Annotated in this window: 32 protein-coding genes and 2 riboswitches; of the genes, 13 read left to right on the plus strand and 19 right to left on the minus strand. The window is 48.5% G+C overall.

What is annotated here, in order from left to right:
• Nucleotides 1-26 precede the first annotated feature (26 nt).
• Together RCO25_RS17555 and RCO25_RS17560 are read left to right on the plus strand one after the other, a co-directional pair.
• Nucleotides 27-1,772: an alpha-glycosidase gene (locus RCO25_RS17555; RefSeq protein ID WP_308997441.1), complete on the plus strand. Its 1,746-nt coding sequence runs from the start codon at nt 27-29 to the stop codon at nt 1,770-1,772.
• Between the two features lie 205 nt (nt 1,773-1,977).
• Nucleotides 1,978-3,198, plus strand: a complete 1,221-nt coding sequence (locus RCO25_RS17560; RefSeq protein WP_308997442.1) for a glucose-1-phosphate adenylyltransferase — start codon at nt 1,978-1,980, stop codon at nt 3,196-3,198.
• A gap of 124 nt (nt 3,199-3,322) precedes the next feature.
• Here the strand turns inward: RCO25_RS17560 and RCO25_RS17565 are convergent, their stop codons facing one another.
• The 5 genes from RCO25_RS17565 to RCO25_RS17585 form a co-directional block, all read right to left on the minus strand.
• Complete coding sequence (locus RCO25_RS17565) at nt 3,323-3,736, minus strand: YtxH domain-containing protein (RefSeq protein WP_308997443.1); 414 nt, start codon at nt 3,734-3,736, stop codon at nt 3,323-3,325.
• A gap of 50 nt (nt 3,737-3,786) precedes the next feature.
• Nucleotides 3,787-4,263, minus strand: coding sequence for a DUF948 domain-containing protein (locus tag RCO25_RS17570; protein ID WP_308997444.1), 477 nt, complete (start codon nt 4,261-4,263; stop codon nt 3,787-3,789).
• A 252-nt stretch (nt 4,264-4,515) separates the two neighbouring features.
• Nucleotides 4,516-5,172: a helix-turn-helix transcriptional regulator gene (locus RCO25_RS17575; RefSeq protein ID WP_308997511.1), complete on the minus strand. Its 657-nt coding sequence runs from the start codon at nt 5,170-5,172 to the stop codon at nt 4,516-4,518.
• 351 nt (nt 5,173-5,523) lie between these two features.
• On the minus strand, nt 5,524-5,943 hold the full coding sequence (locus RCO25_RS17580) for a DUF86 domain-containing protein (RefSeq protein WP_308997445.1): 420 nt from the start codon (nt 5,941-5,943) through the stop codon (nt 5,524-5,526).
• Nucleotides 5,944-6,095: 152 nt separating this feature from the next.
• On the minus strand, nt 6,096-6,383 hold the full coding sequence (locus RCO25_RS17585; RefSeq protein WP_308997446.1) for a Dabb family protein: 288 nt from the start codon (nt 6,381-6,383) through the stop codon (nt 6,096-6,098).
• 107 nt (nt 6,384-6,490) lie between these two features.
• On the opposite strand from RCO25_RS17585, the gene RCO25_RS17590 reads away from it, so the two are divergent.
• Nucleotides 6,491-6,757: a hypothetical protein gene (locus tag RCO25_RS17590; RefSeq protein ID WP_308997447.1), complete on the plus strand. Its 267-nt coding sequence runs from the start codon at nt 6,491-6,493 to the stop codon at nt 6,755-6,757.
• Between the two features lie 68 nt (nt 6,758-6,825).
• Here the strand turns inward: RCO25_RS17590 and RCO25_RS17595 are convergent, their stop codons facing one another.
• The 3 genes from RCO25_RS17595 to RCO25_RS17605 all read right to left on the minus strand — a co-directional run bounded on the left by RCO25_RS17595 (nt 6,826) and on the right by RCO25_RS17605 (nt 8,194).
• Nucleotides 6,826-7,215 carry a cupredoxin domain-containing protein gene (locus tag RCO25_RS17595; RefSeq protein ID WP_308997448.1) on the minus strand — a complete coding sequence of 130 codons (390 nt, stop codon included), beginning with the start codon at nt 7,213-7,215 and terminating at the stop codon, nt 6,826-6,828.
• 135 nt (nt 7,216-7,350) lie between these two features.
• On the minus strand, nt 7,351-7,752 hold the full coding sequence (locus RCO25_RS17600) for a YhjD family protein (protein ID WP_308997449.1): 402 nt from the start codon (nt 7,750-7,752) through the stop codon (nt 7,351-7,353).
• Nucleotides 7,753-7,837: 85 nt separating this feature from the next.
• Nucleotides 7,838-8,194 (minus strand): phage holin family protein, encoded by a 357-nt coding sequence (locus tag RCO25_RS17605; protein ID WP_308997512.1) that lies wholly within the window; start codon nt 8,192-8,194, stop codon nt 7,838-7,840.
• 225 nt (nt 8,195-8,419) lie between these two features.
• Here RCO25_RS17605 and RCO25_RS17610 point away from each other — a divergent pair, with 225 nt between their 5' ends.
• The 5 genes from RCO25_RS17610 (at nt 8,420) to RCO25_RS17630 (ending at nt 12,075) form a co-directional block, all read left to right on the plus strand.
• Complete coding sequence (locus RCO25_RS17610) at nt 8,420-9,439, plus strand: potassium channel family protein (protein ID WP_308997450.1); 1,020 nt, start codon at nt 8,420-8,422, stop codon at nt 9,437-9,439.
• A 5-nt stretch (nt 9,440-9,444) separates the two neighbouring features.
• The gene (locus tag RCO25_RS17615) at nt 9,445-9,927 is read left to right on the plus strand and encodes a hypothetical protein (RefSeq protein WP_308997451.1); all 483 of its coding nucleotides are present in this window, start codon (nt 9,445-9,447) and stop codon (nt 9,925-9,927) included.
• The gene (locus RCO25_RS17620; protein ID WP_308997452.1) at nt 9,928-10,218 is read left to right on the plus strand and encodes a hypothetical protein; all 291 of its coding nucleotides are present in this window, start codon (nt 9,928-9,930) and stop codon (nt 10,216-10,218) included.
• Nucleotides 10,219-10,221: 3 nt separating this feature from the next.
• Nucleotides 10,222-11,535: a glutathionylspermidine synthase family protein gene (locus tag RCO25_RS17625; protein ID WP_308997453.1), complete on the plus strand. Its 1,314-nt coding sequence runs from the start codon at nt 10,222-10,224 to the stop codon at nt 11,533-11,535.
• A 135-nt stretch (nt 11,536-11,670) separates the two neighbouring features.
• Nucleotides 11,671-12,075 carry a DUF350 domain-containing protein gene (locus RCO25_RS17630; protein ID WP_308997454.1) on the plus strand — a complete coding sequence of 135 codons (405 nt, stop codon included), beginning with the start codon at nt 11,671-11,673 and terminating at the stop codon, nt 12,073-12,075.
• A gap of 86 nt (nt 12,076-12,161) precedes the next feature.
• On the opposite strand, the gene RCO25_RS17635 is transcribed toward RCO25_RS17630, so the two are convergent.
• The 3 genes from RCO25_RS17635 to RCO25_RS17645 all read right to left on the minus strand — a co-directional run bounded on the left by RCO25_RS17635 (nt 12,162) and on the right by RCO25_RS17645 (nt 13,845).
• Nucleotides 12,162-12,395, minus strand: a complete 234-nt coding sequence (locus RCO25_RS17635; protein ID WP_308997455.1) for a hypothetical protein — start codon at nt 12,393-12,395, stop codon at nt 12,162-12,164.
• Nucleotides 12,396-12,488: 93 nt separating this feature from the next.
• The gene (locus RCO25_RS17640; protein ID WP_308997456.1) at nt 12,489-13,064 is read right to left on the minus strand and encodes a GNAT family N-acetyltransferase; all 576 of its coding nucleotides are present in this window, start codon (nt 13,062-13,064) and stop codon (nt 12,489-12,491) included.
• Nucleotides 13,065-13,239: 175 nt separating this feature from the next.
• Nucleotides 13,240-13,845: a GGDEF domain-containing protein gene (locus RCO25_RS17645; RefSeq protein ID WP_308997457.1), complete on the minus strand. Its 606-nt coding sequence runs from the start codon at nt 13,843-13,845 to the stop codon at nt 13,240-13,242.
• A gap of 68 nt (nt 13,846-13,913) precedes the next feature.
• On the opposite strand from RCO25_RS17645, the gene RCO25_RS17650 reads away from it, so the two are divergent.
• The gene (locus RCO25_RS17650; RefSeq protein ID WP_308997458.1) at nt 13,914-15,305 is read left to right on the plus strand and encodes an MFS transporter; all 1,392 of its coding nucleotides are present in this window, start codon (nt 13,914-13,916) and stop codon (nt 15,303-15,305) included.
• On the opposite strand, the gene RCO25_RS17655 is transcribed toward RCO25_RS17650, so the two are convergent.
• The 3 genes from RCO25_RS17655 to RCO25_RS17665 all read right to left on the minus strand — a co-directional run bounded on the left by RCO25_RS17655 (nt 15,300) and on the right by RCO25_RS17665 (nt 18,096).
• Entirely contained in the window at nt 15,300-15,974 is a 675-nt protein-coding gene (locus tag RCO25_RS17655; protein ID WP_308997459.1) for a DNA alkylation repair protein, read from the minus strand. The two genes, RCO25_RS17650 and RCO25_RS17655, sit on opposite strands and share 6 nt — an antisense overlap.
• 95 nt (nt 15,975-16,069) lie before the next feature.
• Nucleotides 16,070-17,437, minus strand: coding sequence for a hypothetical protein (locus RCO25_RS17660; protein WP_308997460.1), 1,368 nt, complete (start codon nt 17,435-17,437; stop codon nt 16,070-16,072).
• A gap of 101 nt (nt 17,438-17,538) precedes the next feature.
• On the minus strand, nt 17,539-18,096 hold the full coding sequence (locus RCO25_RS17665) for an SLOG family protein (RefSeq protein WP_308997461.1): 558 nt from the start codon (nt 18,094-18,096) through the stop codon (nt 17,539-17,541).
• A gap of 88 nt (nt 18,097-18,184) precedes the next feature.
• Nucleotides 18,185-18,287: riboswitch (TPP riboswitch) on the plus strand.
• Nucleotides 18,288-18,372: 85 nt separating this feature from the next.
• Here RCO25_RS17665 and RCO25_RS17670 point away from each other — a divergent pair.
• From RCO25_RS17670 to thiD, 4 genes are read left to right on the plus strand one after another with little or no spacing between them, the layout of a single operon-like run.
• Entirely contained in the window at nt 18,373-19,143 is a 771-nt protein-coding gene (locus tag RCO25_RS17670; protein ID WP_308997462.1) for an ABC transporter ATP-binding protein, read from the plus strand.
• Nucleotides 19,124-19,900, plus strand: coding sequence for an ABC transporter permease (locus tag RCO25_RS17675; protein ID WP_308997463.1), 777 nt, complete (start codon nt 19,124-19,126; stop codon nt 19,898-19,900). Before RCO25_RS17670 ends, RCO25_RS17675 begins: the two co-directional genes overlap by 20 nt.
• Complete coding sequence (locus RCO25_RS17680) at nt 19,897-20,931, plus strand: ABC transporter substrate-binding protein (RefSeq protein WP_374992125.1); 1,035 nt, start codon at nt 19,897-19,899, stop codon at nt 20,929-20,931. The genes RCO25_RS17675 and RCO25_RS17680 overlap by 4 nt, the downstream gene beginning before the upstream one ends.
• A 16-nt stretch (nt 20,932-20,947) precedes the next feature.
• Complete coding sequence (gene thiD, locus RCO25_RS17685) at nt 20,948-21,766, plus strand: bifunctional hydroxymethylpyrimidine kinase/phosphomethylpyrimidine kinase (RefSeq protein ID WP_308997464.1); 819 nt, start codon at nt 20,948-20,950, stop codon at nt 21,764-21,766.
• Nucleotides 21,767-21,823: 57 nt separating this feature from the next.
• Here the strand turns inward: thiD and RCO25_RS17690 are convergent, their stop codons facing one another.
• From RCO25_RS17690 to queC, 5 genes are all read right to left on the minus strand, one after another.
• A complete protein-coding gene (locus RCO25_RS17690) occupies nt 21,824-22,036 on the minus strand; it encodes a hypothetical protein (RefSeq protein WP_308997465.1) in 213 nt (70 codons plus the stop codon).
• A gap of 116 nt (nt 22,037-22,152) precedes the next feature.
• Nucleotides 22,153-22,650 (minus strand): preQ(1) synthase, encoded by a 498-nt coding sequence (gene queF, locus RCO25_RS17695; RefSeq protein ID WP_308997466.1) that lies wholly within the window; start codon nt 22,648-22,650, stop codon nt 22,153-22,155.
• 30 nt (nt 22,651-22,680) lie between these two features.
• Entirely contained in the window at nt 22,681-23,415 is a 735-nt protein-coding gene (queE, locus tag RCO25_RS17700) for a 7-carboxy-7-deazaguanine synthase QueE (protein ID WP_308997467.1), read from the minus strand.
• A complete protein-coding gene (locus RCO25_RS17705) occupies nt 23,402-23,851 on the minus strand; it encodes a 6-pyruvoyl trahydropterin synthase family protein (RefSeq protein ID WP_308997514.1) in 450 nt (149 codons plus the stop codon). The genes queE and RCO25_RS17705 overlap by 14 nt, the downstream gene beginning before the upstream one ends.
• Complete coding sequence (gene queC / locus RCO25_RS17710) at nt 23,851-24,516, minus strand: 7-cyano-7-deazaguanine synthase QueC (RefSeq protein WP_308997468.1); 666 nt, start codon at nt 24,514-24,516, stop codon at nt 23,851-23,853. Before queC ends, RCO25_RS17705 begins: the two co-directional genes overlap by 1 nt.
• A 145-nt stretch (nt 24,517-24,661) precedes the next feature.
• A riboswitch (PreQ1 riboswitch) is annotated at nt 24,662-24,705 on the minus strand.
• Nucleotides 24,706-24,813: the final 108 nt, after the last annotated feature.

Here is a 24,813-nt window from a genome sequence, read left to right on the forward strand (position 1 = left end):
TCCGAAATAAAAAGGAGCGGGAGCCCATGTTCAAAGAATGCATGCATCACTCATCCGATTTAAAATGGGCCTATGCCTATGATTGCGATACCTTTCATCTCAGGCTCCGCACCAAAAGAGATGACGTCGAGGAAGCCGTTGCAGTAACCGGAGACAAATACGACTGGGAAAAACATTCGCTTGATATCCAAATGGAAAAAATCGCGGCAGATTCCTTATATGATTACTGGGAGGCTGTCATTAAGCCGGAGTTTCATCGTTTCTCTTACGGATTTCGCGTACGCAGCGGGGATGAAACCTTGTGGCTGATCGAAAATGGTATCTTTGATAAGCAGCCGACCCCAGCGGGCGGCTACTTTGAAGTCCCTTTTATCCATGCCGTCGATTTGTTTGACGCGCCTGAATGGGCAAAGTCCGCTATCTTCTATCAGATTATGCCTGATCGCTTCGCTAATGGAGACCCAAGCAACGATCCGGAAGGCATTCGTCCTTGGGGCGAAACGCCGGGCGGTGAAGACCATTTCGGCGGCGATCTGCAAGGGATCATCGATAAGCTGCAGCATCTAACCGATTTGGGCATCAATGCGATTTATTTGACGCCGCTCTTCACGGCACCGTCCAACCACAAATACGACACGATCGATTACAAGCAAATCGATCCGCAGTTCGGTGATGCCGAGCTTCTTAAGAAACTGGTAAAGGCATGCCACGAGCTAGACACTCGTGTTGTTCTGGACGCTGTCTTTAATCATACGAGCGAGCAATTCCCACCCTTCCAGGATGTCCTTCAAAACGGAGAAAACTCCAAGTACAAGGATTGGTTCCATCTGAACGGCTTCCCTGTCGAAGTTAAAGATGGCGCTGCAAATTATGCTACCTTCGGCTTTTACGGCAATATGCCTAAACTGAACACCGCGAATCCTGAAGTAAAGCAATACCTGCTCGATATTGCGGTATTTTGGATGAAAGAAGCCGACATCGACGGCTGGCGGCTCGATGTCGCTAATGAAATCGACCACGCATTTTGGCGCGAGTTCCGCACGGCGGTCAAAAGCGAAAAATCCGATGCCTTTATTATCGGCGAGGTATGGGGCAATTCCTTAAACTGGCTGCATGGGGATGAATTTGATTCGGTCATGAATTATCCGTTCACGAATCAGGTAACCGAATTTTTCACTTCCTCCGAAAGCGTTGGTTCGATTTTCGCCGATCAAATTAATCGTCTGCTCATGCGTTATCCGCAGCAAACCAATGAGGCCTTATTCAATCTCCTATCCAGCCATGACATCCCGCGTGCGGCAACAAGGTTTGGCGGCAGCAAAGAACGTCTCAAGCTTGCCATTGTATTCATGCTAACCTCGATGGGTATTCCCTGCATTTATTACGGGGATGAGATCGGCATCGACGGCGGCGATGATCCGGACTGCCGCAAATGCATGGAATGGGATACCGAAAAGCAGGACCGTGAGCTGTTTGATTTTTATCAGCTTTTAATCGCCCTTCGCAAAGAGCATACCGTGCTCCGTGACGGAAGATTCCGATTCCTGCATGCAGATAACGAGAGGGGTACGCTTCTCTTCGAACGATTGAATGGCAAGCAGCATTTTACCATTTGGATGAACAACACAGAGGAAACGGTAACACTTAAACATCCGATGAACGCTGACGATTGGCGCGATGCCTTAACGAATGATGAGGTCATAACCATCGATGATCAGCTTCAAATTGAGCTTGCCCCGCTTGACTTCAGAATTCTATATCGGAACATTTAAATGCATAAGGGCTCTTATCTTGTCATATTGACAAGGTATGAGCCCTTTCTTCGATTTGCTCCCTAGCGTAAAAACCTTCGTGAGATCTCCGCCTTTTTTTTCAAACAACAGTTTCAAACTCGTTTTTGAAGGTTAAAGATATTCAATATAATGAACGCATCTATCCAACATTAACCACACACTTATCGGACAGGGGGAAATTGAATTGAATAGTCATACTGAATGCATTGCCATGTTATTAGCAGGTGGAGAAGGACGTCGTTTAGCGCCGCTAACAAGTCAGACCGCCAAGCCCATCATCCCCTTCGGTGACCGCTATCGGATGATCGATTTTCCACTGAATAACTGTGCAAACTCAAATATCAAAACGATTGGCGTACTTACACAGTACTGTGCCGATAGTGTCCATAAATATATAATGACAAACAATAATGAACATCAAGTAAAAAATACGCCAAGCGGCGTTTCCATTCTTCCATCTTCGCGCAAATGCGCGGACGGGTATGCAGGTACCGCGGATGCCATTTACCAAAACATGGATTTTATTGATCAGCATAACCCCGAGCATGTGCTTATTCTCTCAGGCGACCATATTTACGAAATGGATTATACGCCGATGCTCGAATTCCATAAAAACCAAAGAGCTGCCGTAACCATTGCTGTCAAACAAGTAGCTTGGCGGGAAGCAAGCCGCTTCGGTATCCTCAAAACGGATGAGCAGTATCGCGTTAGCTCGTTTCATGAGAAGCCTGCAGAACCAAACAGCAATTTAGCTTCAATGGGCATCTACTTGTTCCGCTGGACGGAGCTGAAAAAATATCTTTTGGAGGATGCCGGTAACCCGAATTCCAATCATGATTTTGGCAAAGATGTTATCCCTGCGATACTTTCCTCCAAAGCAAATATGGTCGCTTATCCTTACGAAGGCTATTGGCGCGATGTCGGTACGATCGACAGCTTATGGGAAGCAAACATGGACCTCTTGGACGGCGAACTGAAACTAACCAGCCGTGACTGGAGAGCACAAACAGGTGTACATACAATCAGGGAGAAGCCTTACCTAAGCCCGAAAGCTGAGGTTACGGATTCCCTTCTTCATCCGGCCTGCATAGTGGAGGCAGATGTAACGCGTTCTGTCATTTGCACCGGCGTAACGATCGGCGCAGACAGCGAGGTTTACGAAAGCATTATCATGCCCGGGGCTAGAATTGGAAGAAATGTCACTATCCATCGGGCGATTATCGGTGAGGGAGCAGTCATTCACGACGGCGCGTTTATCGGGAAATTAAATGATGAGATATCGGTTGTTGGCCCAGGCGAAGCGATTACCGCTGTCGCTTCAACCTTGAACGACTACAATATGAAGCCGTTAGCCAGCTTGCTGAGCTCTGTCCCAAACCGGGTGCATAGCAACATCCTCGGATAAATCGTCGTTGAAAAAAATAAGGCAAACCGCGGGAGCCTCAGCTCCAGTCGGTTTGCCTTATTTTTAAGCCCTTCCAAAAGCTCTCTCTGCCGCATTTTTTTTATTCCAGCAGTTAGTTCTTCGACTAAAGCTCTTTCGACACAGCTGCCTCTGTCTCTCCCGCTTCGATAGCGCTCACGGCTTCGTCACTGCCTGCTGCAGGCAAGGTTTCAATTACCAGTTCATCAACTGCTTCCGTCTCTTCAGTGCCTTTGCTGCGAGCTCTCACGGTGCTCACGACATGACTTGCCGCTTGTTTCGTCTTATCCGCAATCTGAATGGCTTGATTACCGATTTGTTTGGCAATGCGTCCAGTCGTATCCCCCACTTGGCCAGCTACCTTAACCGTTGTGTCGCCTACCTTCTGAGCGCCGACTGAAATATCCTGACGCAGCTCCTTGCCCGGCTTTGGTGCCAATAACAATGCCGTAATCGATCCCACGACGCCTCCTGCTAATGCGCCAAGAAAAAATCCTTTAGTTTGTTTACGTGTTGACATTATTTTTGCTCCTTTCGTGTTTAGCGCGCTATTCGTTCGTCACAATTTGACTAGGTTTCCGATTCGAATACAGAGTCATGTTCATCCTCAGCAGTTGTTCCTGCCTTTCGGCTAGTTTGCCACAGCTGCCACGCAGCCATTCCTAGTTCAGCCCATTCAAGCGCTTCACCAACCTGCCGCTTCGTACTATAGCGCTTCGCGTGCTGCTCAGCCGATTCCGATAGTACGGACGTTATACGCTCGGCTGCCGATGTCGTATGCGCGATCGCCCCGCCAACCTGACCCGCTGCCTCAAACAGCTTGCTTGCCGCTTGGAGCTGACGATGTGCGGCACGGATCGTTTCCTCCGCCGGCTGTATAAGCCCGCCAAGCTCTTGGCTCAGTTTATGCAAATCCTGCCGCATCGCTTCTGCCTCTGCCTGCACTTGGCCTAGCCTCCTCAGTGCTGTCCGTAATGCTATGAGTATCCCTGCCACTAAAATGACAAATGCTCCCACAGCAATTCCCGCGATCCACGTCATGACCATGCCCGTATCCCTCCTCCTCCGTCAATTGCAGGGCCTTACGTTATAAAGCTCCTAGACGAATGCCCACTTGCGTAATGACAGTATAAGCAGCATGGGCTTGTCATGACACAACCGTGAATGAAAAATCATAATCGGAACGTGTAGATCGCAATCGGGGAGTTTCGGGAAACATTCGTGCAAAATACAAAAAGGCCGTCTTCGCAAATCTCATCCGATTTGCAAAGACGGCCTATATTCAGCTTAGTTCATTCGTTATCCAATACGGTAGCTGCACTTTCCTCCACCCTTAGCCAAGCACTCTGTCCGCTCAACGGGGACGTCAAGCAGAGACTTGAACAAGGAAAGCTCACAGGTGCAAGCTTGAAGGTATTTGCCGGCAACCTGTGCAATCGGACAATTATATTCATAAAGCATGTAGCTGCCGTCGGTCTGTGTTTCCACTTCCGCCATATAGCCTCCAGCATTTTGAATCGCAACAAGCTCGCTAACCTTTTGTTCCAAGCTCTTGCCCGCCATTCGCGGCTCATAGCGATCCAGCAGCTTTTTCTTGCGTCCTTCGAACATCCGGTCAATAAGCACTGCGGTATCCGGGTCATCCGCCAGCTCATCAAGCAAATCCAGCGCAAGCAAATGATAATTTTTCGGAAAAAGCTCATCCGCTTCAGCCGTCAGCTCATATGCATGGAGCGGTCTGCCCATGGCTTGACGCACAGACACAATTAAAACACTGCCTTCGCTCTCCAGCGCATACATATGGCGCCGTATCGCCATTTCCGTTAATCCCAATTCGCTGGACAAGTCGCCCGCATGCATTCTACCGCCCGTCTTCAGCAGCATCAATATGCGCTCACGCGTAGATTGATCTCCCCGCGATGCCGCTTTAACGACCGCATCGCTTGACATTTTCATCAGCTTCAACCCTTCACCACCTTCACAGGCTTGATAGCGTCATTGTAACGTATTTTAACTTTTTCGTAAATCAACTATACGCAAACTGCTGTCGCCGTCCTCTGCGGGATCTGCGGGATTATCAGTCGTTTCGCTTAGATAAATAAGGCCATTAATAGTGATAACGTATAAATTCTTATGCACCAAGCGTAAACGGCTGTCGCCGTCCTCTGTGGCAAAAGCTGTCGTTTCGCGGAAATATATAAGCTCATTTATAAGTGAAAACTTATAAATTCTTATATACCAAAAAAAACGGCTGCAGCCGTTAAATTGCGGCTGCAGCTCGCTTTGCTCGGAAAAAAGTAAAAACCGTTACAACTCGCGTTCCAAATAATCCTCAATCGCCTGCTTATAGGCAGGCAATAGCGTTGAGAGCGTCTGAGTGAGCGGATGAAGCACCGTTCTCTCCCAGACGTAATACTCCTGTACCAGCGGCTTGCGCAGCTTTACGAGCGTAATCAGTGTATCCTGCATATCAGCTGGAAATGCTCCTGCTTCGCCCGTAATTTCAATGATGTCCTCATAGCTGCTCGCATCACGCAAAATAAACCCGTCAATGAGGAAGCTTCCAACATCCGTCACCGTTTCAACGGCTAGATGCAGCGCTCTCTCCTGCGCCAAGCCCTCAAGCAGCGTGGCCTGCCAGTTAGAGGCAAGCATGTGAAGCGCAGATGCGATTTCGGTAATCGATTGGAGCCGTACTGCAATCTGTTCTCGATTCACATAATACATTAATCAGTCGCCCGCTTTCAGCCTTGTTTCTTTTTTTTCGACTTGCGTTTAAGCCATGCTACCATTATGATGCTGCTAAAAATAATAACCAGCAAATAGGTCATTATTTCATAAACGTCTCTCATGTCGCTCATTAATCGTTACCCTGCCTCTCAGCTTTCAAAATCAACGCTGACGGAAGCTTCGCGAACCTGCATCATATGCTCGATAACCTTTTTATGAACGGGATGCACCTGGTAAACCTCCAACGCTTCCAATGAATCGAATTTCGTAATAAGCGCTATGTCATAAGAGCGCTCAGAATGCAAAACATCGATCCCCACTTCAATGGATTTCAGCACTTCTATTTTGCCTTCCATATCTCTAAGCACCTGAGCGGTGCGCGCGACGCTTTCTTCGCTGCCATCCTTCAATTTAAAGAAAACAATATGTGTTAGCATTTGTTGTTCCTCCTCTGATCTCACTGTATAAATTTCAACCGTTTGTCACATAATAACCTATGCAGTCGCATTACGGCAATCTTTAACACGAAGGAGATCGGTACGTTATGCGCTATAGGGTTACGATTATCGCTACTTTGATTGGACTTGCCATTTGCTTGTTTAACTACACCGGCTACGACCCTCACAATTTTATTTTCTTCATGTTCAGCATCCCCTCATGGGTCGTCGATTTATTTGTCGACGTGCACGAGGTTAGCGTTCTGCTCATGTATGCACTTACCATTGTGACCTGGGCTTTGCTCGGCTTTATCGCCGATGTTCTCATTGCGCGCGGCCGTGAGAACGAACGTTATCCAAGGTCGGCGCGGTAGCTTCAAACCAACAAAAAGGAGCCTTTCGGCTCCTTTCGCGTTTTTACAGCACATTCATCAATGGGACATTAAGCAGCTTCAACGATAAGCGTAGATTCCATCGTTGTGTGTCCTTGCCCGCATGGAATGGAGCAATAGATCTTGTAAGTGCCTGGCTCCGTAAATTCCAAATCCGTTTCCGGATGATCGTTATCCAAAACTACTTTTAGCTCGTCAATATGTAGCCCGTGAATACCGCTTTTATTCGACAGTTTCAGTCTAACCTTGTCTCCAACCTTGACTTTGTACTCTTCTTGATCGAATACGAAATCGTTAGAAGCGACTACTTTCAGTAAACTCATACCCTCTGGCAGCGAGGCAGCCTCGTCAACCGGTTTAGCGGGCAGGGCGAATGTGAGCAAATATAAGCCCAGCAACGACGCCGCTGTAAATAACGTAAACATAATCCACTTGTGCATTGCTATGTGCTCCCCTTTGCGTTCATAATGTCTACCTCTTATATTACATAAGATTGTCCGAAGTTCTCAACCTTAAACTGCGGAAAGAGGAAAAGTTTTTTCGTTATTTTGACAAAACCATGAACAATTTCAAAATTAGCTGGACAAATACTGTTTTAATAACCGCTCAGACTCCGCCTTGACGAAACCCCACAGCATAAAAAAACGATGATGGTATCCTCTGCAGACATATTCGGCATGCAGACCGTCCGCCTGGCGCCTCTCCTCATAAACTTTGATGCCCGTCTCCCGAAACTGCCGTTTGATTGCGGCAAGGTCAAGCAGCACCCTGTCCTGCATGCCGCGCATCATAGATTCATAAAACCGCGGGAGCTTTATGGCCGATGTGCCGATCACACGTATATCATGATCCAAAATACGCATGACGATTCCCAGCAGCACAAAACGCTTTACAAGCTCAAGCTCCTCTTCGGTTTGTATCGGCGGACGTGCTGCCGTTTTAACTTTGCCGCGGGTTTCTTCCTCATTAGCGGCCATTGCTACCCCTCCAGATAAGAACATTTGTTCTTATTATAGCGATTTGCCATGATTTCATGCAAGCTAATTTAGTTTTATCCAAAAGTTACCGTTTTTCCTTTAGTACCGCGATAATCTTCCGGAGCTGTTCCGGGAGCGGAAAGCCGAGCCTGCCGTAATTTTCCGTAATGGAAATCAGCTCATTCGCCAAATAGAAATAAATGGCAGCGCCCATGGTCACATTATTGGTCTCCAACAATATATCTATTCGATGGGCGAGTAAAATAACAAGCAGCGACAACCCTTTGCGTGTCAGCCCCCACGATCCGATCACGCTGTTTAAACCTTTTCCTTCTTTAATGGCTGCGGCGACTCCCGAAACATAATCAATGCCCATTGCCACTACCAATAATGTAAGAGATTCCTGCCAGCTGCCGAAAGCAAACGTAAGGATAGAGCCCATGAGACCACAAATCGAGCATAACCAGATCAAGGACAATTTTCGCCACCTCTCCTTCATTTCCATGTATAATACTATATGCACAAAAACGAGTGGCTGTCCGTCCTCCCATGGCTCAGAGACCGTTTTCTATGAAAAAGGCTCTCATCTATTCTGTTTGCCATATTGGAAAATGCTAGAAAAGATAGTATTGTGTAAAAAGCAATATATCGAATGAGGGTGACAAGCATGCATTTCATTTTGAAACTTACCGATAGGCTTCTTCGTCTAAACAATTACTTTGTTTTCCTGCTTACGTTATTGCTTGTATTTATCAGCTCAACCATCGCTTTCCTGCTGGAGCCGGTCACCTTCGGACATTGGTTTAATGCTTTTTGGTGGGTCATGACGACGGTGGCGACGGTCGGCTACGGCGATTTTTTCCCCAAGACGATTCCCGGCAAGATACTCGCTATGCTGCTCTACGTGTTCGGTATTGGTTTGCTCAGCTTATTAATTGGTAAGATTATCGATTCCATAGCTGAACTCCAGCGAAGAAGAGAAGGTGGAAAATTGAAATTTCAAGGTCAGGACCACATCATCGTTATTAATTGGAGCAAAAAAGCGCAGCTGGCCGTAGAGGATTTGCTCGACTCGGATAACGGTATTGCGATAATTATCATTGATGACAGCGATAAGCATCCCTTTGACATACCTCGGGTGCATTTTGTAAGCGGCGATCCGACATCGGCCGAGGTGCTTGAGATGGCCGGCATTCGAAGCGCTCGTTCGGCGATTATTTTTGCCGATCCCCGCATTGAGGATACCTCGCTTATCGATGGAAAATCACTGCTCATCGCTTCCAGCATTGAGCAGGCCGCTCCCGCGGTTCATACGACGGTGGAAATCGTGCTGGAGAAGCATATTCTCAATTTCCGCCACGTACAAGTAAATGATTTTATTTTATCGCATGATGCCGTTTCCAGGCTGGCGGTAAGATCCGCATTAAAGGAAGGCAACGTCGATATCTTTATGCAGCTGCTTAGCAGAAAATATGGCGAGGACGTATTTGAAGTTTCCGTTGACCCCCGTTGGGGGACATATGGCGATGCCTTCCAAGCGCTGCTCAGCAAAGGGGCTACGCTCATTGCGGATCGCACCGATATGGGCATTAACCGCAAGCTTGAAGAAAAGATCCCGAACGCTGCCCGCTTGTTCGTGATCTCCAATGACGAGACCATCACCAAGATTAGATCAGAAAGGCGGTAATTGTAGTGAATAACCTGCTGACTTACCTGGAATGGTCCGAGCAGGATCAACGCGTCGAACGAACCATTACCGAAGCAGCCGTAACGCGAGATGATATTTTTGTACGCAAGCTGGTTAATGCGACCGTGTTCCGCAATGCTCTGTTCGAGCATACGGCCAATGAATGCGAGGACGGTAAGCGCCATCATATTTATGCGAAGCCCTACAATGAATTTGACGACACGGTATACGGTCAAGCCATTCGAAATGCCCTGCATGAGTATGTCACCGTCTCGCCTTATATGGAAGTCGAATATTTGCTTTGGAACGGTTACCGCTTTAATCCTTGCGCCCTGCCGCTTCTTGAACCAGCCAGCCCTTTGGAGTTTGCTCAGCTTCTGCTCGATCATTATATTGTGAGCGAACAGAAAACCTATGAAACGGTCTATACCGTCTATGATATGGACCGAAGCAAAATCGTTGTTTTTTTGAAAGGAGTGAACCTCTAGATGTTCGATGAGAAAGCAATGGCAGCCGGAGCCAAATTAAAAGCGAGGGGTCAGAAGGCGCTTGCCTTCGCTCTGATGCTCACTGTTCCCGTTGCGCTGAGCGGCTGCAATACGTCGAGCTCGCGTGTGTGCGTGGATAACGATAATGACGGCTATTGCGATGATGACGGCTCAAGCCGCGGCAGCACCTATATCTCAAACGGCAAAACATATAAAAAATCTTCAAGCTACAAATCCAGCTCCTCGAAGGGTTTCGGCAGCTCCGGCTTGAAGAGCAGCAGCGGGGGCTGATCTATGAAGCGTGTCATTCCGCTTTCATTAACGCATGGAGAATTGTTTCAAGGCGAGCTAGCCGAGCGAATCCCTTACCATCGTATGTATGGCAAGCAATACTGCCTGCCATCGGTAACAGGGTATACAACGGATGAATACGAGGAGCTCCAAGCCGCCTCTGAGCTAGTAGACCGCATTTACTGGAAAGCGCTGCGGTTTGTTCAGCGGCATTTGCCAGATGAGTTTTTAAAAGAACAATTAGGTATTCATCCCTCCCTTATTCAAGCGGCGCGCATCGAAACGCCTTGGCACGGGGTATCCAGGCAGGACTGGATCCTATCGGCGCAGGGCATGAAATGTATAGAAAATAATACCGATACACCGACCGGCATTCCGGAAACCGCCTTTTTGGGCAACGAGATCATTAGCCGCCACACCGCGCACCGCTCCGCTTCCACGGGAATGGACGAAGCGCTGGAGAAAGCTTTCCTGAGTCTGATTAATCATTATCAAAACGCAGGCTTAACCGGAACGATCGCCTGCACTTGCTATGATTGGCATGTCGAGGACAAATGCAATACGGAATATATCATGAATATAATCTCCAAACTTGGCTTTTCCGTTATTTTTGTCCCTCTGGACCAGCTCGTGATCGTGGAGGGTGACGGACTGTATGGAAACGGCGAACGCATCGACATTTTATACCGTCTTTATCCGCTTGAGTATTTGATTCATGATACCGAAGAAGAAACGGGACTGCCTGTCGGTGAAGCGCTTATAGCGCTTGTCGAGCAAGGCCGGCTGGCGCTGATCAACCCGCCGCAGAGCATCCTCACGCAAAGCAAAGGCTTCATAGCGCTTATTTGGGCGCTATATGAGAGAAACGAGCAATCCGCAGAGCTGCTTGGCCATCGGCTTTTTGGCGTGGAGGAACTGGAGACCATTCAAAAGTATCTCCTCCCCACCTATTTCGAGAATACCGTATTCGTACAGCAGCATATCCCTTATGTCGCCAAAAGCTACTGGGGACGCGAAGGAAAGGGAACTACTCTCTTCGCAGGTGACGGGACGCTTGAAAGCGAGGAATGGGGTAATCAGGAGGATGAGGACGAAGCAGAGGAAATCAAACAGTACTACGGCGAGCAGCAAAAAATTTATCAACAGCGCGTTATGATGGAGGAAGTCGAGGCACATACCGAAGCCGGCCTCCAGCAGGGGTACTTATTAACCGGAGCCTACGTCATTGGCGGCACTTTCGCAGGCCTGCTGCCTCGGGTCGGCTCCAAGATTACGGGTGACATGGCGTACTATTGCCCCGCCGCCATCGTGGAATAACAGTATGCTTTCGAAGCGAGTTTTGCTTCACAAAACTTTAAGCGTTTGCTTTCGAAGCGAGTTTTGCTTCACAAAACTTTAAGCGTATGCTTTCGAAGCGAGTTTTGCTTCACAAAACTTTAAGGAGGGTCAACAATGAATGAATTTTTGAAAAATGCCGGCAATGTCGGAATCGGACTTGTTCTCCTGCTCGTCATTTTAGGTGTCGGCGCATTTGTATTCAGTAAATTAACCCGTTACAACGATTCCGAAGAAATCAACAAAGGCAATCAGGCCGCAGGCATGTATATGGGCAGCAAGCTGCTTGGATTGTGTATCATCGTGGCGATGGTATCGTACAGCTCCGATTCTTGGGTTTCCATGTTGATTTGGTCCGCTATAGGCATCGTCATTTTATGCATCGTCTATGTTTTATTCGATTTCCTTACGCCGCGTTTTAAAGTGTGCGAGCAAATCGAGCAGGGTAACCTCGCAGTCGCACAGCTTCTTCGTTCCATCATCATTGGGGTATCGATTGTTATCGGTACGTTCTTAATGTAATTTGCGCTAATGAAAAAAAGGCAGCCACAAAGCAGTTTTCACTGCTGGACGGCTGCCCTTTTTTCATTTTCAAAACGTAAAACCCTTTACCCAGCCTCACCATACCTCTTTTCCCCCTTATAAATACAAAAGGAACCATCGCTGTAACTCGCGTGATTCCTTCGGTATTTCTTATTTAGTTTCGCTTGCTTCTCTTGTAAAGTGGGTGTTCGTTTTATCGTCGGATTGACGCCCTGCCAGCTGCCTCGCAGCGCATCCGGCGTCATGCGTCCTTGCTGCGCCAGCTTTTGCCTTGCTTTCTTTGCCTTGCTGATGGACATAGTTGTTACCTCCTAGAAGTTTGATTTTCGGTTTTGCGAATCAAAAACCGCTTTCCTCCTATTATACGCTGTAAGCCTTCTTTGCGAAAGGCGTTACAGCATATGGAAGAGTCTATATTCCTTTCGCAGCATGGAAAACCGCAGGATCTCCACGACATGCCCCTCCTCTAGCTCATATTCCCCCAGCTCGCTGTCTTGCTTAAAGCCCAGCTTTGCCAGCAGGCCGATGGAGGCCATATTAGCAGGGTCTACCTTTGCTTCGATGCAGTGTAATTTCATGCATTCAAATCCAAAAGCAAGAATCGGCGATGCTGCTTCGCTCATGACCCCTTTGCGCCAATAGCCGGGAGCCAGGTCATAGCCTATTTCGGTCCGGGCATATTCCTTTACGTAATGAAGAAATCCGCAGGTTCCGATGACCTTGCCGGAAAACTTATCCTCGATCAACCACCGAATGCCTACCTGCTGCGCGAAAATTTCAAGATGCCAATTCATTTCTTGCCAAGCTTCGTCATGATCTGAAAGCGGCAGCAGCGGCGTATATCTCACGACCTCTGGATCCGAATAAAGCTCATAAAGATCTGCGACATCCCGTTCCTCCGACTTTCGCAAAATAAACCGTTCGGTTTCCAGCCGAGGAAAAGTCTGAAATGAAAACGTCAATGCCATTCATCCAGCCCCTTTTTACGTTTGCAGCTGTCACCAGCTTTCTGCTGTGCTGCTGAATGCCGAAGCGACTCTTCTTGATCAGATACCGTAACACAAAACAAGGGGGAATGAAACATAATCTTGCTTCCACATCAAAGCTTCTACGATGAGCCTGCACAAAAAAACAGAACGGCACTCAGTCATGCCGTCCTGTTGTCATATGCTCATAAACGGTCGTTTGGTTTCTCCCTGCCGTTTTGGATTGATAAAGCGCTTTGTCTGCCATCTCAATCATTTCTTTAGCTCCCTCTGCCTTCCCGGCCGATACGGAAACACCGATAGAAACGAAGATCGGGCTGCCAGTCGGGCTCGCTTCGGAAGCTAGGGCCTTCCGCAAGCCTTCTGCCATTTGAACTGCCGCCGGAATCGTGCCGAACTTTATCAACACGCCGAACTCCTCGCCTCCGTATCGAAAGCATAGATCATGGGTTCCGGCAAAGTCTCTTATTTTCGAGGCTGTATAAGTCAAAACCTCATCGCCAATGAGATGGCCAAACTGATCGTTGATTTTTTTGAAATGATCAATATCAAGTAAAATTAACGCAAAAGGAATCGCGTCCGAAAGCCATTCCGTAATCGTCAAGTCAAAGGTCTTTCGATTCGCAAGGCCTGTTAATCCATCCAAACGAATCTCCTTGTTCAACAGGTTAAAATGGTTGTTTATGCTTTGGTCGAGCTGCCTTACTTCGTAAATATATGAGTTCGTTTTTGGCATTTTGGAGCGAATTGCCTTTGTGGACAAAATCGCTTCCTCTGAACTATCGTACAATGAAAATATAGACAGAGAAAAATATTCCCTTTGGAGGTTGTATGAGAAACACTGCCGCAGTTACCGCTCCACCTTTAATATCCGAGGAACGTCCTGCCTTTCGAGACAGTCTCGTCATTCCTCTTTTAGGCTTAACGATCATTATTGTCATCATGAACACGATGATGTTCAATTTGGCATTGCCTCAAGTAACGGCAGAATTCATGCTTTCTTCTTCAGCCGCTTCTTGGATTATAACCGGCTATTCGATCGTCTTTACCATATCATCCATTACCTTCAGCCGTTTATCCGATTTTGTGCCCATCCGGCTTTTGCTGACCATTGGGTTAATCGCGATGGGCGGAGCGTCTGTGCTCGGTTTTTTTAGTCACCATTATGTGCTGCTTCTTGTAGCCCGGCTCTTTCAAGCCTCAGGTGCCGGCTCAGTGCTCAGCTTAACCATTGTGCTCATCACACGTTTTATCCCGCTTACGAGACGCGGAAAAGCAATGGCGCTCATTACCTCGGCCGCTTCGCTTGGACTAGGGCTTGGTCCTGTAATCGGCGGCGCAATTACCCAGTACTTCGGCTGGAACGACCTGTTCATCGTAACCGGCATCTCGCTGCTTCTGATCCCGGTATTCTATCGTCTCCTGCCGGATGAGGCTTCAAACAAGGGATCCTTCGATGTCATTGGCGCAGCCCTAGTCGGCATCGGCTCCACGGGAGTTCTGCTCTTTATAACCAATCATTTTTGGCTTGCGCTTATCGTTGGAGTTACCGCACTTATCTTGTTTTGGATTCGAATCAATCGCGCTTTGAATCCGTTCGTCCAACCTACTTTATTCCGCAACAAGAGATATATCCGTTTGATTTCGCTCGGCATTATCTCGTATATTAATAACTTTGCAACGCTGTTCTTGCTGCCGCAGGTGCTCATTCACTTATTCAAGCTCACGCCCGGCCAAGCCGGCCTCATTATTTTTCCGGGAGCGCTTGTAGCCATGCTGGCCTCGGGCCGCATAGGTAAAATCATTGATCGTTACGGCAACAGTCTGCTGCTTCGTGTAGCGCCATGGCCTTTGCTCATAGCAGCCGTGTCCTTTGCCCTTTTCGCAGATCTCTCCATCTATGCTGTCATGGCCATTTATATTTTGATGAGCGTTGGCTTCTCCGCTTTAAATTCAGGCGTGTCCAACGAGCTGTCGAGAATATTGCCAGGCGAGCATGTAGGCGCAGGCATGGGCTTGTTCCAGCTGTCCCAATTCATTAGCGGTGCTTTTAGCGTCGCGATTAGCGGTATCATTCTATCCGCACGGAGCGAGCTGCCGCTAAGCCGTGCTTTCGCGAACATCTTCTGGGGAATGGGGATTATTGCCGTATTCGCCATCGCAGCCTCTTGGCTGTATTATGCTTCGACGAAGCAGCAGCTTGGTCAGCATAAACGGCTATAAGCCGGAAAAATGCTTCAAAGCCTCTTTCTTGCTGAGCGGCGAGAGCGAAGTTTCTTTCACAAACCGTTGCACGCAGGCAGCATCGGTTTTTGCATATTCACGAAGCGACCAGCCGATCGCTTTGCGTATAAAAAATTCACTTTCATCTTTCGTAAGACGTACATAATCGAATAAACGCTCCGTGTCAGTATGATGCTTGTATCTCAGTTGAAACAATAAAGCAGTGCGGCGCAGCCACATATTTTCCGATACAATCCATCTCTCCGTGTACGCTTCGATTAATTCCGGGTATTTCGAGAGTTGATAGCCGACTAAATGGGAAGCCACAAAATCGACCGTGTCCCACCAAGAATGCGTCGTTATCCAGCGCTCCAGCCGATCAATATGTGAAGGCAAGGACTCCTTGCCGTATTTCTCCAGCAAGCCCATCGCTGCGTAATGAAACTCACGCTCGGGCAGCTGCCACAAATACTCCGCTGTTTCAAGCAGCTCTTCTCCCTTCGGCTTGTCGTACTGCTTCCAAAATGCTCGCTGCAGCGCTGTCCTCTCCGGCGTTTTAATACCAAGAAATACGAATTGGCCGCGCATGTACGCCTCCATCGACAAAGCTTTTTCCGGATCGGCGTGCTCCCTAAAAAGAGCTTCTAAGGCTTTGGCAATAATCGTCATGAAAGCGGCCTCCTTTTCCTTGAACGATAACATAAAGCAGCCCCGGCCATCAATATCGGCCGGGGCTGTTTATCATTATTTTAAAATGCGTTCAATTAAGCCGCTTCATCATGCAAATATCTGTAGAACGGCTTATCAACCCAAAATTGCTTCGGTGTAACAACCACATTAGGATCAATCGCCTTAAAGCCCGCCACTACCTTAGCAGAATCCTCATTCAGGGAGAACGGATTCACGGTATAAGGGCTGTCTGGATCTGTAATGAAGTTATTCGTTATGATTTCATAATCCTTCAGCTCGGTTTGCGAGTAGTAAAGCGGCTGCCACCAGGATGCGGCAATCAGACCCGCTTGGCCCTCCTCGTTTTTCTTCGCATACGTCAATATAACGTTTTGGAACGCTTCTTTATCTGCCGCATTCGCAAATTCAAATTCAAGGTCATATTCTTTATCGTAATTAATGAAATTGCCGTTTTCAATTTGCACGACGTTTGGTCCCGGCGTACCCCATTCAGCTAAAAAGATAAATGCGGATGTTTTTGGCTCGAATTGCACCTTGGCGTTCAAGCCTTCGCTGCGGAGCAGGCCGATAAGCTGAATTGCGTGGTTAAAATCGGAATGCCCGTAGATAAGGGACAGGGAGTCAATGAAATTAGCATCGAAACGGGAGTCTTTGATATTGTAACCCGTAATTAAATCTTGCTTTAGCGCGGTATTGACAATGTTTTGCAGCTTAGGAGCGTTAATAATATCGGAAGTTGCGTACGCTGTGCTCAGCTTTGCATAAATATCGCTGTCGTTCACATAACCGAGATACTTTTTGTACAAACCTTTCGTAATTAACACTTTGCCGAGCATAGTATGGATCAATTGCTCGGTGGCTGCATTTTTTGGCTTAAAGCCGGAATATAAATCAGCAGTCAGCAGCCCTGTGTCCACTGCGGCTGCCACCTCTTGCGCGCCTTTCGTGCCAAGCGCGCTGCTTTTTACATTTAGCTTCGTTAATGCTTTATTCACCTTTGCGGCGGGGTATGTATACGCAAGCTCCTTCAGGTCTGCCGCCCTTACCGCGATCGCAACCGCTACGGCATTCGTAAGCACTTGCTCGCCTTGAATAGACGGTCCGGATAAAATTCCTTTTTCATACAATGCTGCAGCCGGTGCATATAGCTCGCTGCCAGGCTGCACATCAGAAAATGTTACCGCTTTGCCTGAGGGCTCGTAACCAAGAATGTCCGCCACTGCTTCAATGAACTCGCCTTTCGTCACTTTGCCGGATAAGCCGACATCAAATTTCTCCTTTAAAAACTGTTTGTACTGCGCTGCGCCGTCTTCTTGTGAAGCTAAAGCCGGTGCTGCCGCAGCTGCCGATGCCGCAAAGGCAGTGGATTGCGCAACAAGAATAGAAAAGGACAAGAGGAGTGCTGCCAGCAGTTTCGTGTAGGAAACTTGTGTTTTTCTCATGAACATGACCTCCGTGTTTTTATAATTCCGATGGATTTAATCGGGAATAGGTAATGTTCCATAGTATACCAACAGAAAAACATAAGTGTCAATGAATATATTCAGTGCTCCGAATACAAATGGTCATCGTCTGCGATGCTTTGAATGTCCTCTGAGCTGATGCTGATATAGCCGTAGCCCTCTGCCTGCTGCTTCTTTAATGCTTTTTCTTTAAAAAACTTCGGGCTGCCCTCGCCTGCATCCTCATCGTAAACGAGCAAAATGCCGTCCGTTTTGCGGAACAGAAGCTCGTCCCTGGCTGTAAACTGCCATATGCCATTGTAGGGCTGGTTGCTGACCGACGCGTAATAATCGACTCCTCTTAAAACCTGCTGATAAAATTCCTTTTTATCGTCTTTCCACTTCTCTTCCGGATTGCTATAAGCTGAAATAATAGAAAGCCTCAAATGAGGATAGATGTCCTTGAGTGCGATTACCACCTCGCAAGCCCACAAATCGACCCCGTATTGGCCGGGCGTAATCACCCATTCCAGACCGTCCTCAACAAGGGGAACCAGCTTGCCCATCAGCGCTTTTTTAATATAAACGATGCCCTCATGCTTTTGGCTAAAAATATTAAGCTCATGGGCGCGATAGCCTGTAATGAGTAAATTTTTCATTTTATTCAACGCCTTTTCGGATAATTATGGTTTACATCTCTCCAGTGTATGCTATAGTAGAAAAAATACAAATTGAATATCGACCTAATTAATTCACTAGGGGAGTCTAACGGCTGAGATGGAGCACATGCTCCGGACCCTTGGAACCTGATCTGGATCATTCCAGCGGAGGGAAGTGGAGCAGAAGCATTCATTCATGCGCGCAAGCCTTGTTGAACGTCAGACCCGCTCATTTTCCTTCGGAAATGGGTGGGTCTTTATTGGTTTACGGGGGGAATGCGTATTACCGCGATATTATCGCTTCATCAGTTAAGCTACTCGTTCACTTCAACCTCAGAGAAACCGATCTTAACCAATTTGTCACTAGAAGCCTATCCGGGGGAATTCGTATCGATTATCGGCGCGAGCGGCTCAGGCAAAAGCACCCTCTTCAAGCTGGTTGCCGGATTGCTGCAGCCTGGGCATGGCGAAATCAGGCTGCACGGCGAGCCTGCGCCGGATCGGCTGGGCAAGATCGCCTATATGCCGCAGCAGGATCTGCTTCTTCCATGGAGAACCGTACTTGAGAATTGCCTGCTTCCGCTTGAGCTGGCACGGGGGAAGCAGCCAATTAGCATCACCCGCATCACGGAGCTGCTGGATCACTTCGGACTCGCAGGCTATGAACAAGCTTATCCGGGCGAGCTGTCCGGGGGCATGCGGCAGAGGGTTGCTTTCCTGAGGACCCTCGTGACCGGTCAGGAACTGCTGCTGCTCGATGAGCCTTTCGGAGCGCTGGATGCCATGACCAAACGCGGCATGCATAAGTGGCTGCTTGAGCTTTGGGGCAGTCTGCAAAAGACAGTCCTCTTCATAACGCATGATCTAGAGGAAGCTATTTTGCTCAGTGACCGCATTTATTTACTTTCCGAGAATGAACCTCAGGGCGTTCAGGAAATCATCGTCAAGCTGCCGAGACCAAGACATTATGAGCAAAATTACGAGCCGGAATTCGTAATGCTGCGACAAGATTTGGAGCGAAGGCTGCATGCGCAAACATCTTTTTAAAAAATGGCTGAGCGATTACGGCCTCTTTATCCTGCTGCTTGCCAGTCTGCTCATGGCTTGGCAATGGATTGTGCGCCTAGGCTTTGTTCCGGCCTTCATCCTTCCTTCTCCGACCTCCATCGGCGGGGCATTGATCGACGACAGCGAACTTCTGCTCGGTCGGCATATGCTCGCTACGCTGCGGGAAGTCGCGTTAGGTTTTCTCTTATCGGTCTTTGGCGGCATCCTCCTCGCTTCAGGCATGCATGCGTTCCGAACGCTGGAGAAGGCGCTGTATCCGTTCATTGTCATCAGCCAGACGATTCCGCTCATCGCTCTTTCTCCGATTTTCATCATGTGGTTCGGATACACGGTTTGGAGCAAGGTCGCCGTCGTTTTCTTAACGGCCTTCTTCCCGATCGTTGTCAGCACGTATGACGGGCTTAGGAAAGGCGACAGAGAATACCGGGAATTGCTGCTGACGATGGGCGCGACGCGCTGGGATATTTTCCGAATAATTCAGATCCCGATCGCACTGCCCTCTTTTTTTTCGGGACTGAAGCTGTCGATCGTCTATTGCGTCGTTGGCGCTACGATAGGTGAGTGGCTTGGAGGCAATGAAGGACTTGGCTATTATAGCCGCAGAATGTCGGGCAATTTGAACGCCGACTCGATGTTCGCTGCGGTATTCCTGTTATCCCTGATCGGCATCGTTTTATTTGCTGCCATCGTGCTTTTGGAAAAATCGATAGTAAAGAAAAGAGGAAAAAAGAAATGATCGCAATAACAAAATTGAAAGCGGCGGCTCCGCTATTATTAGCGGCACTCTTGTTCATCAGCGGCTGCGGCGGCGAAGCTGCCACAAACAATATGGAAACCTCTGCGTCTCCCGCCCCCGCTGCTGAAACGAAGCTAGAGAAAATCAGCATTATGCTCGACTGGTACCCGAATGCCGTTCATTCCTTCCTATATGCCGCGCAGAAGAATGGCTATTTCGAGCAGCAAGGGCTTGAGGTGGATATTCAGATGCCTGCTGATACAAACGATGCGTTGAAGCTCGTAGCGGCTGGTAAAATCGATTTGGCCCTCAGCTACCAGCCGCAGGTGTTAATGGCTCGCGGCGAGGATATTCCTGTAAAATCGATCGCTGCAATCGTCCGGCATCCGCTCAATCATCTTATGGTGCCGGAAGGCGGAGATATCAAATCGCCCAAGGATCTGGTCGGCAAAAAAGTCGGCTATTCCTCCATTCCGCTATACGAAGCCATGATGCGCACAATGATCAAACAGGATGGCGGAGATCCGCAGAATGTCGATTTGATCGATGTAGGCTTTGACTTTATTCCGGCTATTGCCACTAATAATGTGGATGCCATCATAGGCGGATTCATCAATCATGAGCAATTGCTGCTGGCCAAGGAAGGTCATGTCATGACGGCAATCAACCCTACCGATTTCGGCGTGCCTGACTATTACGAGCTTGTGCTCGTTGCCAGCGATCAAGGACTTAGCGAAAAGCAAGCGCTGTTCCAAAAATTTCTAGCCGCGATAACTGAAGGACAGCAATACGTTTCCGAGCATACCGAGCAAGCGCTGGCCATCTTGTTCGAGCATGAAGACCAAACGTCTCCGCTCGATAAAGAAATTGAAACGAAGAGCTTGGACATCCTGCTGCCGCTTATGGATGCGGGAGATCAGGCGTTCGGATACCAGGATCCCGCTTCGTGGGCCAATGTCAAGGATTGGTTAAGCGAGAATGAGCTGCTGCCGCCAGACATAAAGGCTGAGGATGCATTTACAAATTTATAAACGAGGAGATGAGTCGATGAAACGATATAAAGCGCTAACGATTGCAGGCTCGGACAGCGGCGGCGGCGCAGGCATCCAAGCCGATCTAAAAACCTTTCAGGAGCTCGGTACGTATGGGATGTCCGTCATTACCGCTGTTACTGCCCAGAATACACTTGGCGTTCAGGGCGTTTATCCGATGGAAGCCGCAGCCATTCGAAGGCAGCTTGATTCCATTGGCGAAGACCTCACGCCCTCAGCCCTTAAGACAGGCATGCTGTTCAGCAGTGAGATCATCGAGATCGTGGCCGCCAAAATCAAGCATTACGGTTGGCAAAACTTGATCATCGATCCTGTTATGGTAGCTAAAGGCGGCTCCCCGCTGCTTCAGCAGGAGGCCGTACGAACGCTGATTAAGCATCTGCTGCCGCTCGCGCTTGTGACAACGCCTAACATTCCGGAAGCAGAGCTGCTCGCCAAAATGCCGATAAGAACACTCAGCGACCGTGAGGAAGCCGCCAAGATTTTGTTTCAAATGGGCTCCCGAAATGTTGTCATCAAGGGCGGTCACAGCTCCGCTAACGAGCGGCTCGTTGACCTGCTTTTTGACGGAGACCGATTCGTCTATTTAGAGAGCAAACGCATCGATACCCGCCATACTCATGGGACCGGCTGCACTTTCTCTGCGGCGGTAACCGCCGAGATTGCGCAAGGCAAATCAGTGCCCGAGGCGATTAGGACCGCCAAATCCTTTATACAAGCAGCCATCGAAGATCAGCTGGGCTTCGGTGACGGGCATGGGCCTACGAATCATTTTGCCTATCGAAGCCATCTTACGAGCTCACGAAACGCGTAATCCCCATAAACATAGCAGACGCCGCTTCCCTACTCGGAAAGCGGCGTCCATTTTTTATTAGCGAAGTCGCATGATTGAACCTTCATCTCCGTATTTCTCAATCGAAGATTCAATGAATCGATCTATTTGGACATACTTAGCTTGCTCCGACTCGTCCTCGGCTGCATACACTCGTTCAGGCACCACGCCATAACTCGACAACGCCGCGGCAATCGTAAAAAGCAATACTGACATACATAACACGTTTCGAATCATCGAATGTCCACTCATTTGCTCACCTGCTCTTTTTCTTTAATAAAAATAAGTATAGGTGATTTCATTCCGAATGAAATGGACTTCGGGAAGGACATGACACTGGACTTTAGGCTGGCAAGAAGAGCCTATAGCTAGCGATTATCCACTTTTTCCGGGTATAAGTCATGATTCATGAGGCGATGCTCTGCCATTTGCTCATATTTGGTGCCTGATTTGCCCCAGTTGCAATACGGATCAATGGAGATGCCGCCGCGCGGCGTGAATTTACCCCATACTTCAATGTATCTTGGATTCATAAGCGCGATCAAATCATTCATAATGATGTTCATGCAATCCTCGTGAAAATCACCGTGGTTGCGGAAGCTGAACAGGTACAGCTTCAACGACTTGCTCTCTACCATTTTGTGATCCGGAATATAGGAGATGTAGATAGTCGCAAAATCCGGCTGCCCCGTCATCGGACAAAGGCTCGTAAATTCCGGACAATTAAACTTAACGAAATAATCCCGGTTCGGATGTTTATTATCAAACGCCTCCAAAATATCCGGGGTATAATTGAACGCGTATTGTGTTCCTTGGTTGCCTAGCAGCGTTACGCCGCTCAGCTCCTCCTTGCTTCTTCCTTCCATGATCCCTTCCGCCCTTCCTGCTTATTTAGATTAAACGCCCTTCTTATTGCCCCATACCCAGGTATGCAGCTGCGGGAGCACATGGACCCGCTTCAGCTCCGCATTTCCCATCACCTGTTCGATCAGCCATTCATAACGCTCTAACAAATATGGAAGCATCCGAACGGGTTCCGTTTCCTGCAGCTGGCCGTTCCCTGCTTGCAAATAAAAAGGGACCAGCGGGTAACGCTGATGGACTGTGGTAGCGTATTCGAGATCCGCTTCGTCAAATACGACTGTTTTCAAAGAAAAGCTTGTTTTTCCCGCTGTTAGCTTGGATACGATGTCATCAAGCACCGCCCAATCCGTTTGCATCCCTGAGCTAGGCGGCTTTGGCGACAAGGTCAGCTCGTCGATCGACCAAAACCAATCCTGCCAGCGGCTGCCCTGTGTCTCCAGCGCAACGCTTATCCCCTGCTCATGGAGCGCATCAATCAAAACGTTCAGCTGCGGCAGCAAAGCAGGATTTCCGCCGGAAATCGTCACATGCTCAAAGACGTCTCCTCCGGTATGCTTCAATTGCTCTATAATTTCATTTGCCGTCAGCATGCGTATATCTGCTTTGGCACTGCCATCCCACGTAAATGCCGAATCGCACCAGGAGCAGCTGTAATCGCAGCCTGCGGTGCGGACGAACATCGTTTTTCGGCCAATGACCATGCCTTCCCCTTGAACGGTTGGCCCGAACACTTCTAGAACGGGAATCCGCTTGTTAGCTGCCATCATTACCCGCCTTTCTCTTCGGACGGTAAATGCAATAGCTCGTCGGCGTTTCCCGCAAATAAACCTGAATACACTGAGGCTTATTCATCGTGCCGTCCAAATGCCGCTGCACGATTTCGGAAATCGTTCGCGCCACCACTTCCGTCGTCGGAAACCGATCGGGCTGATCCTCGCTGAAGCTCTCCTTGTCGTTATTAAGCAGCGAATGATCGAACCGATCATGAATAAGCCGCTTAATAATCGCAAAGTTGACCAGAAACCCTGCCGAATCAAGCTCATCGCCCGCAATCGTTACGTTCGCGTAATACGTATGTCCATGGAGCTGCTGGCATTTACCCGCTTCCTCGGCCGGCACGAAATGGGCAGCGGCAAAATGAAAATCTTTGTTCAGCTCATAGCAATAGGGGTGCTGGGCTGCTGGATAGACCTGCTGCAGCATCATGATTGTACTCCCTGTATGCGCTTGGCCAGATAATCATCCAGTCCTTTTCTCCGAAGCTGGCACGCTGGGCATTCCCCGCAGCCGTCAGCTATAACGCCGTTGTAGCAGGTCAATGTCCGCGAACGTACAAATTCGAAAGCGCCAAGCTCATCTGCAAGCTCCCAAGTTTCAGCTTTATTCAGCCACATCAGCGGCGTATCGATAACAAATGGATAATCCATCGATAAATTTAGTGTCACATTCAGTGATTTCACGAATACATCCCTGCAATCCGGATATCCGCTAAAATCCGTTTCACATACGCCCGTCACGATATGCTTCGCGCCAAGCTGCTTGGCAAGGACAGCCGCAAAGGTAAGAAATAAGAGATTTCGTCCGTCAACAAAGGTGGACGGAAGCTCCCCTTCCTTATGCTCAATCGCGATATCATTTCTTGTAAGCGCATTGGGCGCCAATTGATTAAGAAGGGACATATCCAGAACGTGATGCTTAATATTGAGCTCCTTGGCAATATCCGCCGCGCAATCCAGTTCCTGCTTATGCCGCTGCCCGTAATTAAACGTAACGGCCTCTACCTCCGAGAACCGTTCCATTGCCCAGAACAAGCAAGTGGTGCTGTCTTGGCCGCCGCTAAACACGACAACCGCCTTTTCTTTTTTCATGCTGCATCTCCCTCTCTGGTTTGAGAAGATCGAGATCGCCTGACATCCTTCATCGCTGGCTAAAAAACTAAAGAAACAGCGCGAAGCGGCTCGAACCGGTTCACGCCGAACGCAAAAACGACGATGTCACCTGACGGGACAATCGTTTCGCATAGTTTTTTATAGAGGGAGTTCGCGAACCTCTCCCGGCTGCTAATCTCATCAATGGACATAGCCCCGGAGTTTCTTCTTTAGTTGGTTATTCTCAAGTACTATAGCATAGCTTTGGTTATATGAATACAGACAGTATTTTACTGG

Origin of the sequence: Paenibacillus sp. LHD-38 (assembly GCF_031157315.1) — a bacterium.
In the GTDB taxonomy this organism is placed as follows: domain Bacteria; phylum Bacillota; class Bacilli; order Paenibacillales; family Paenibacillaceae; genus Pristimantibacillus.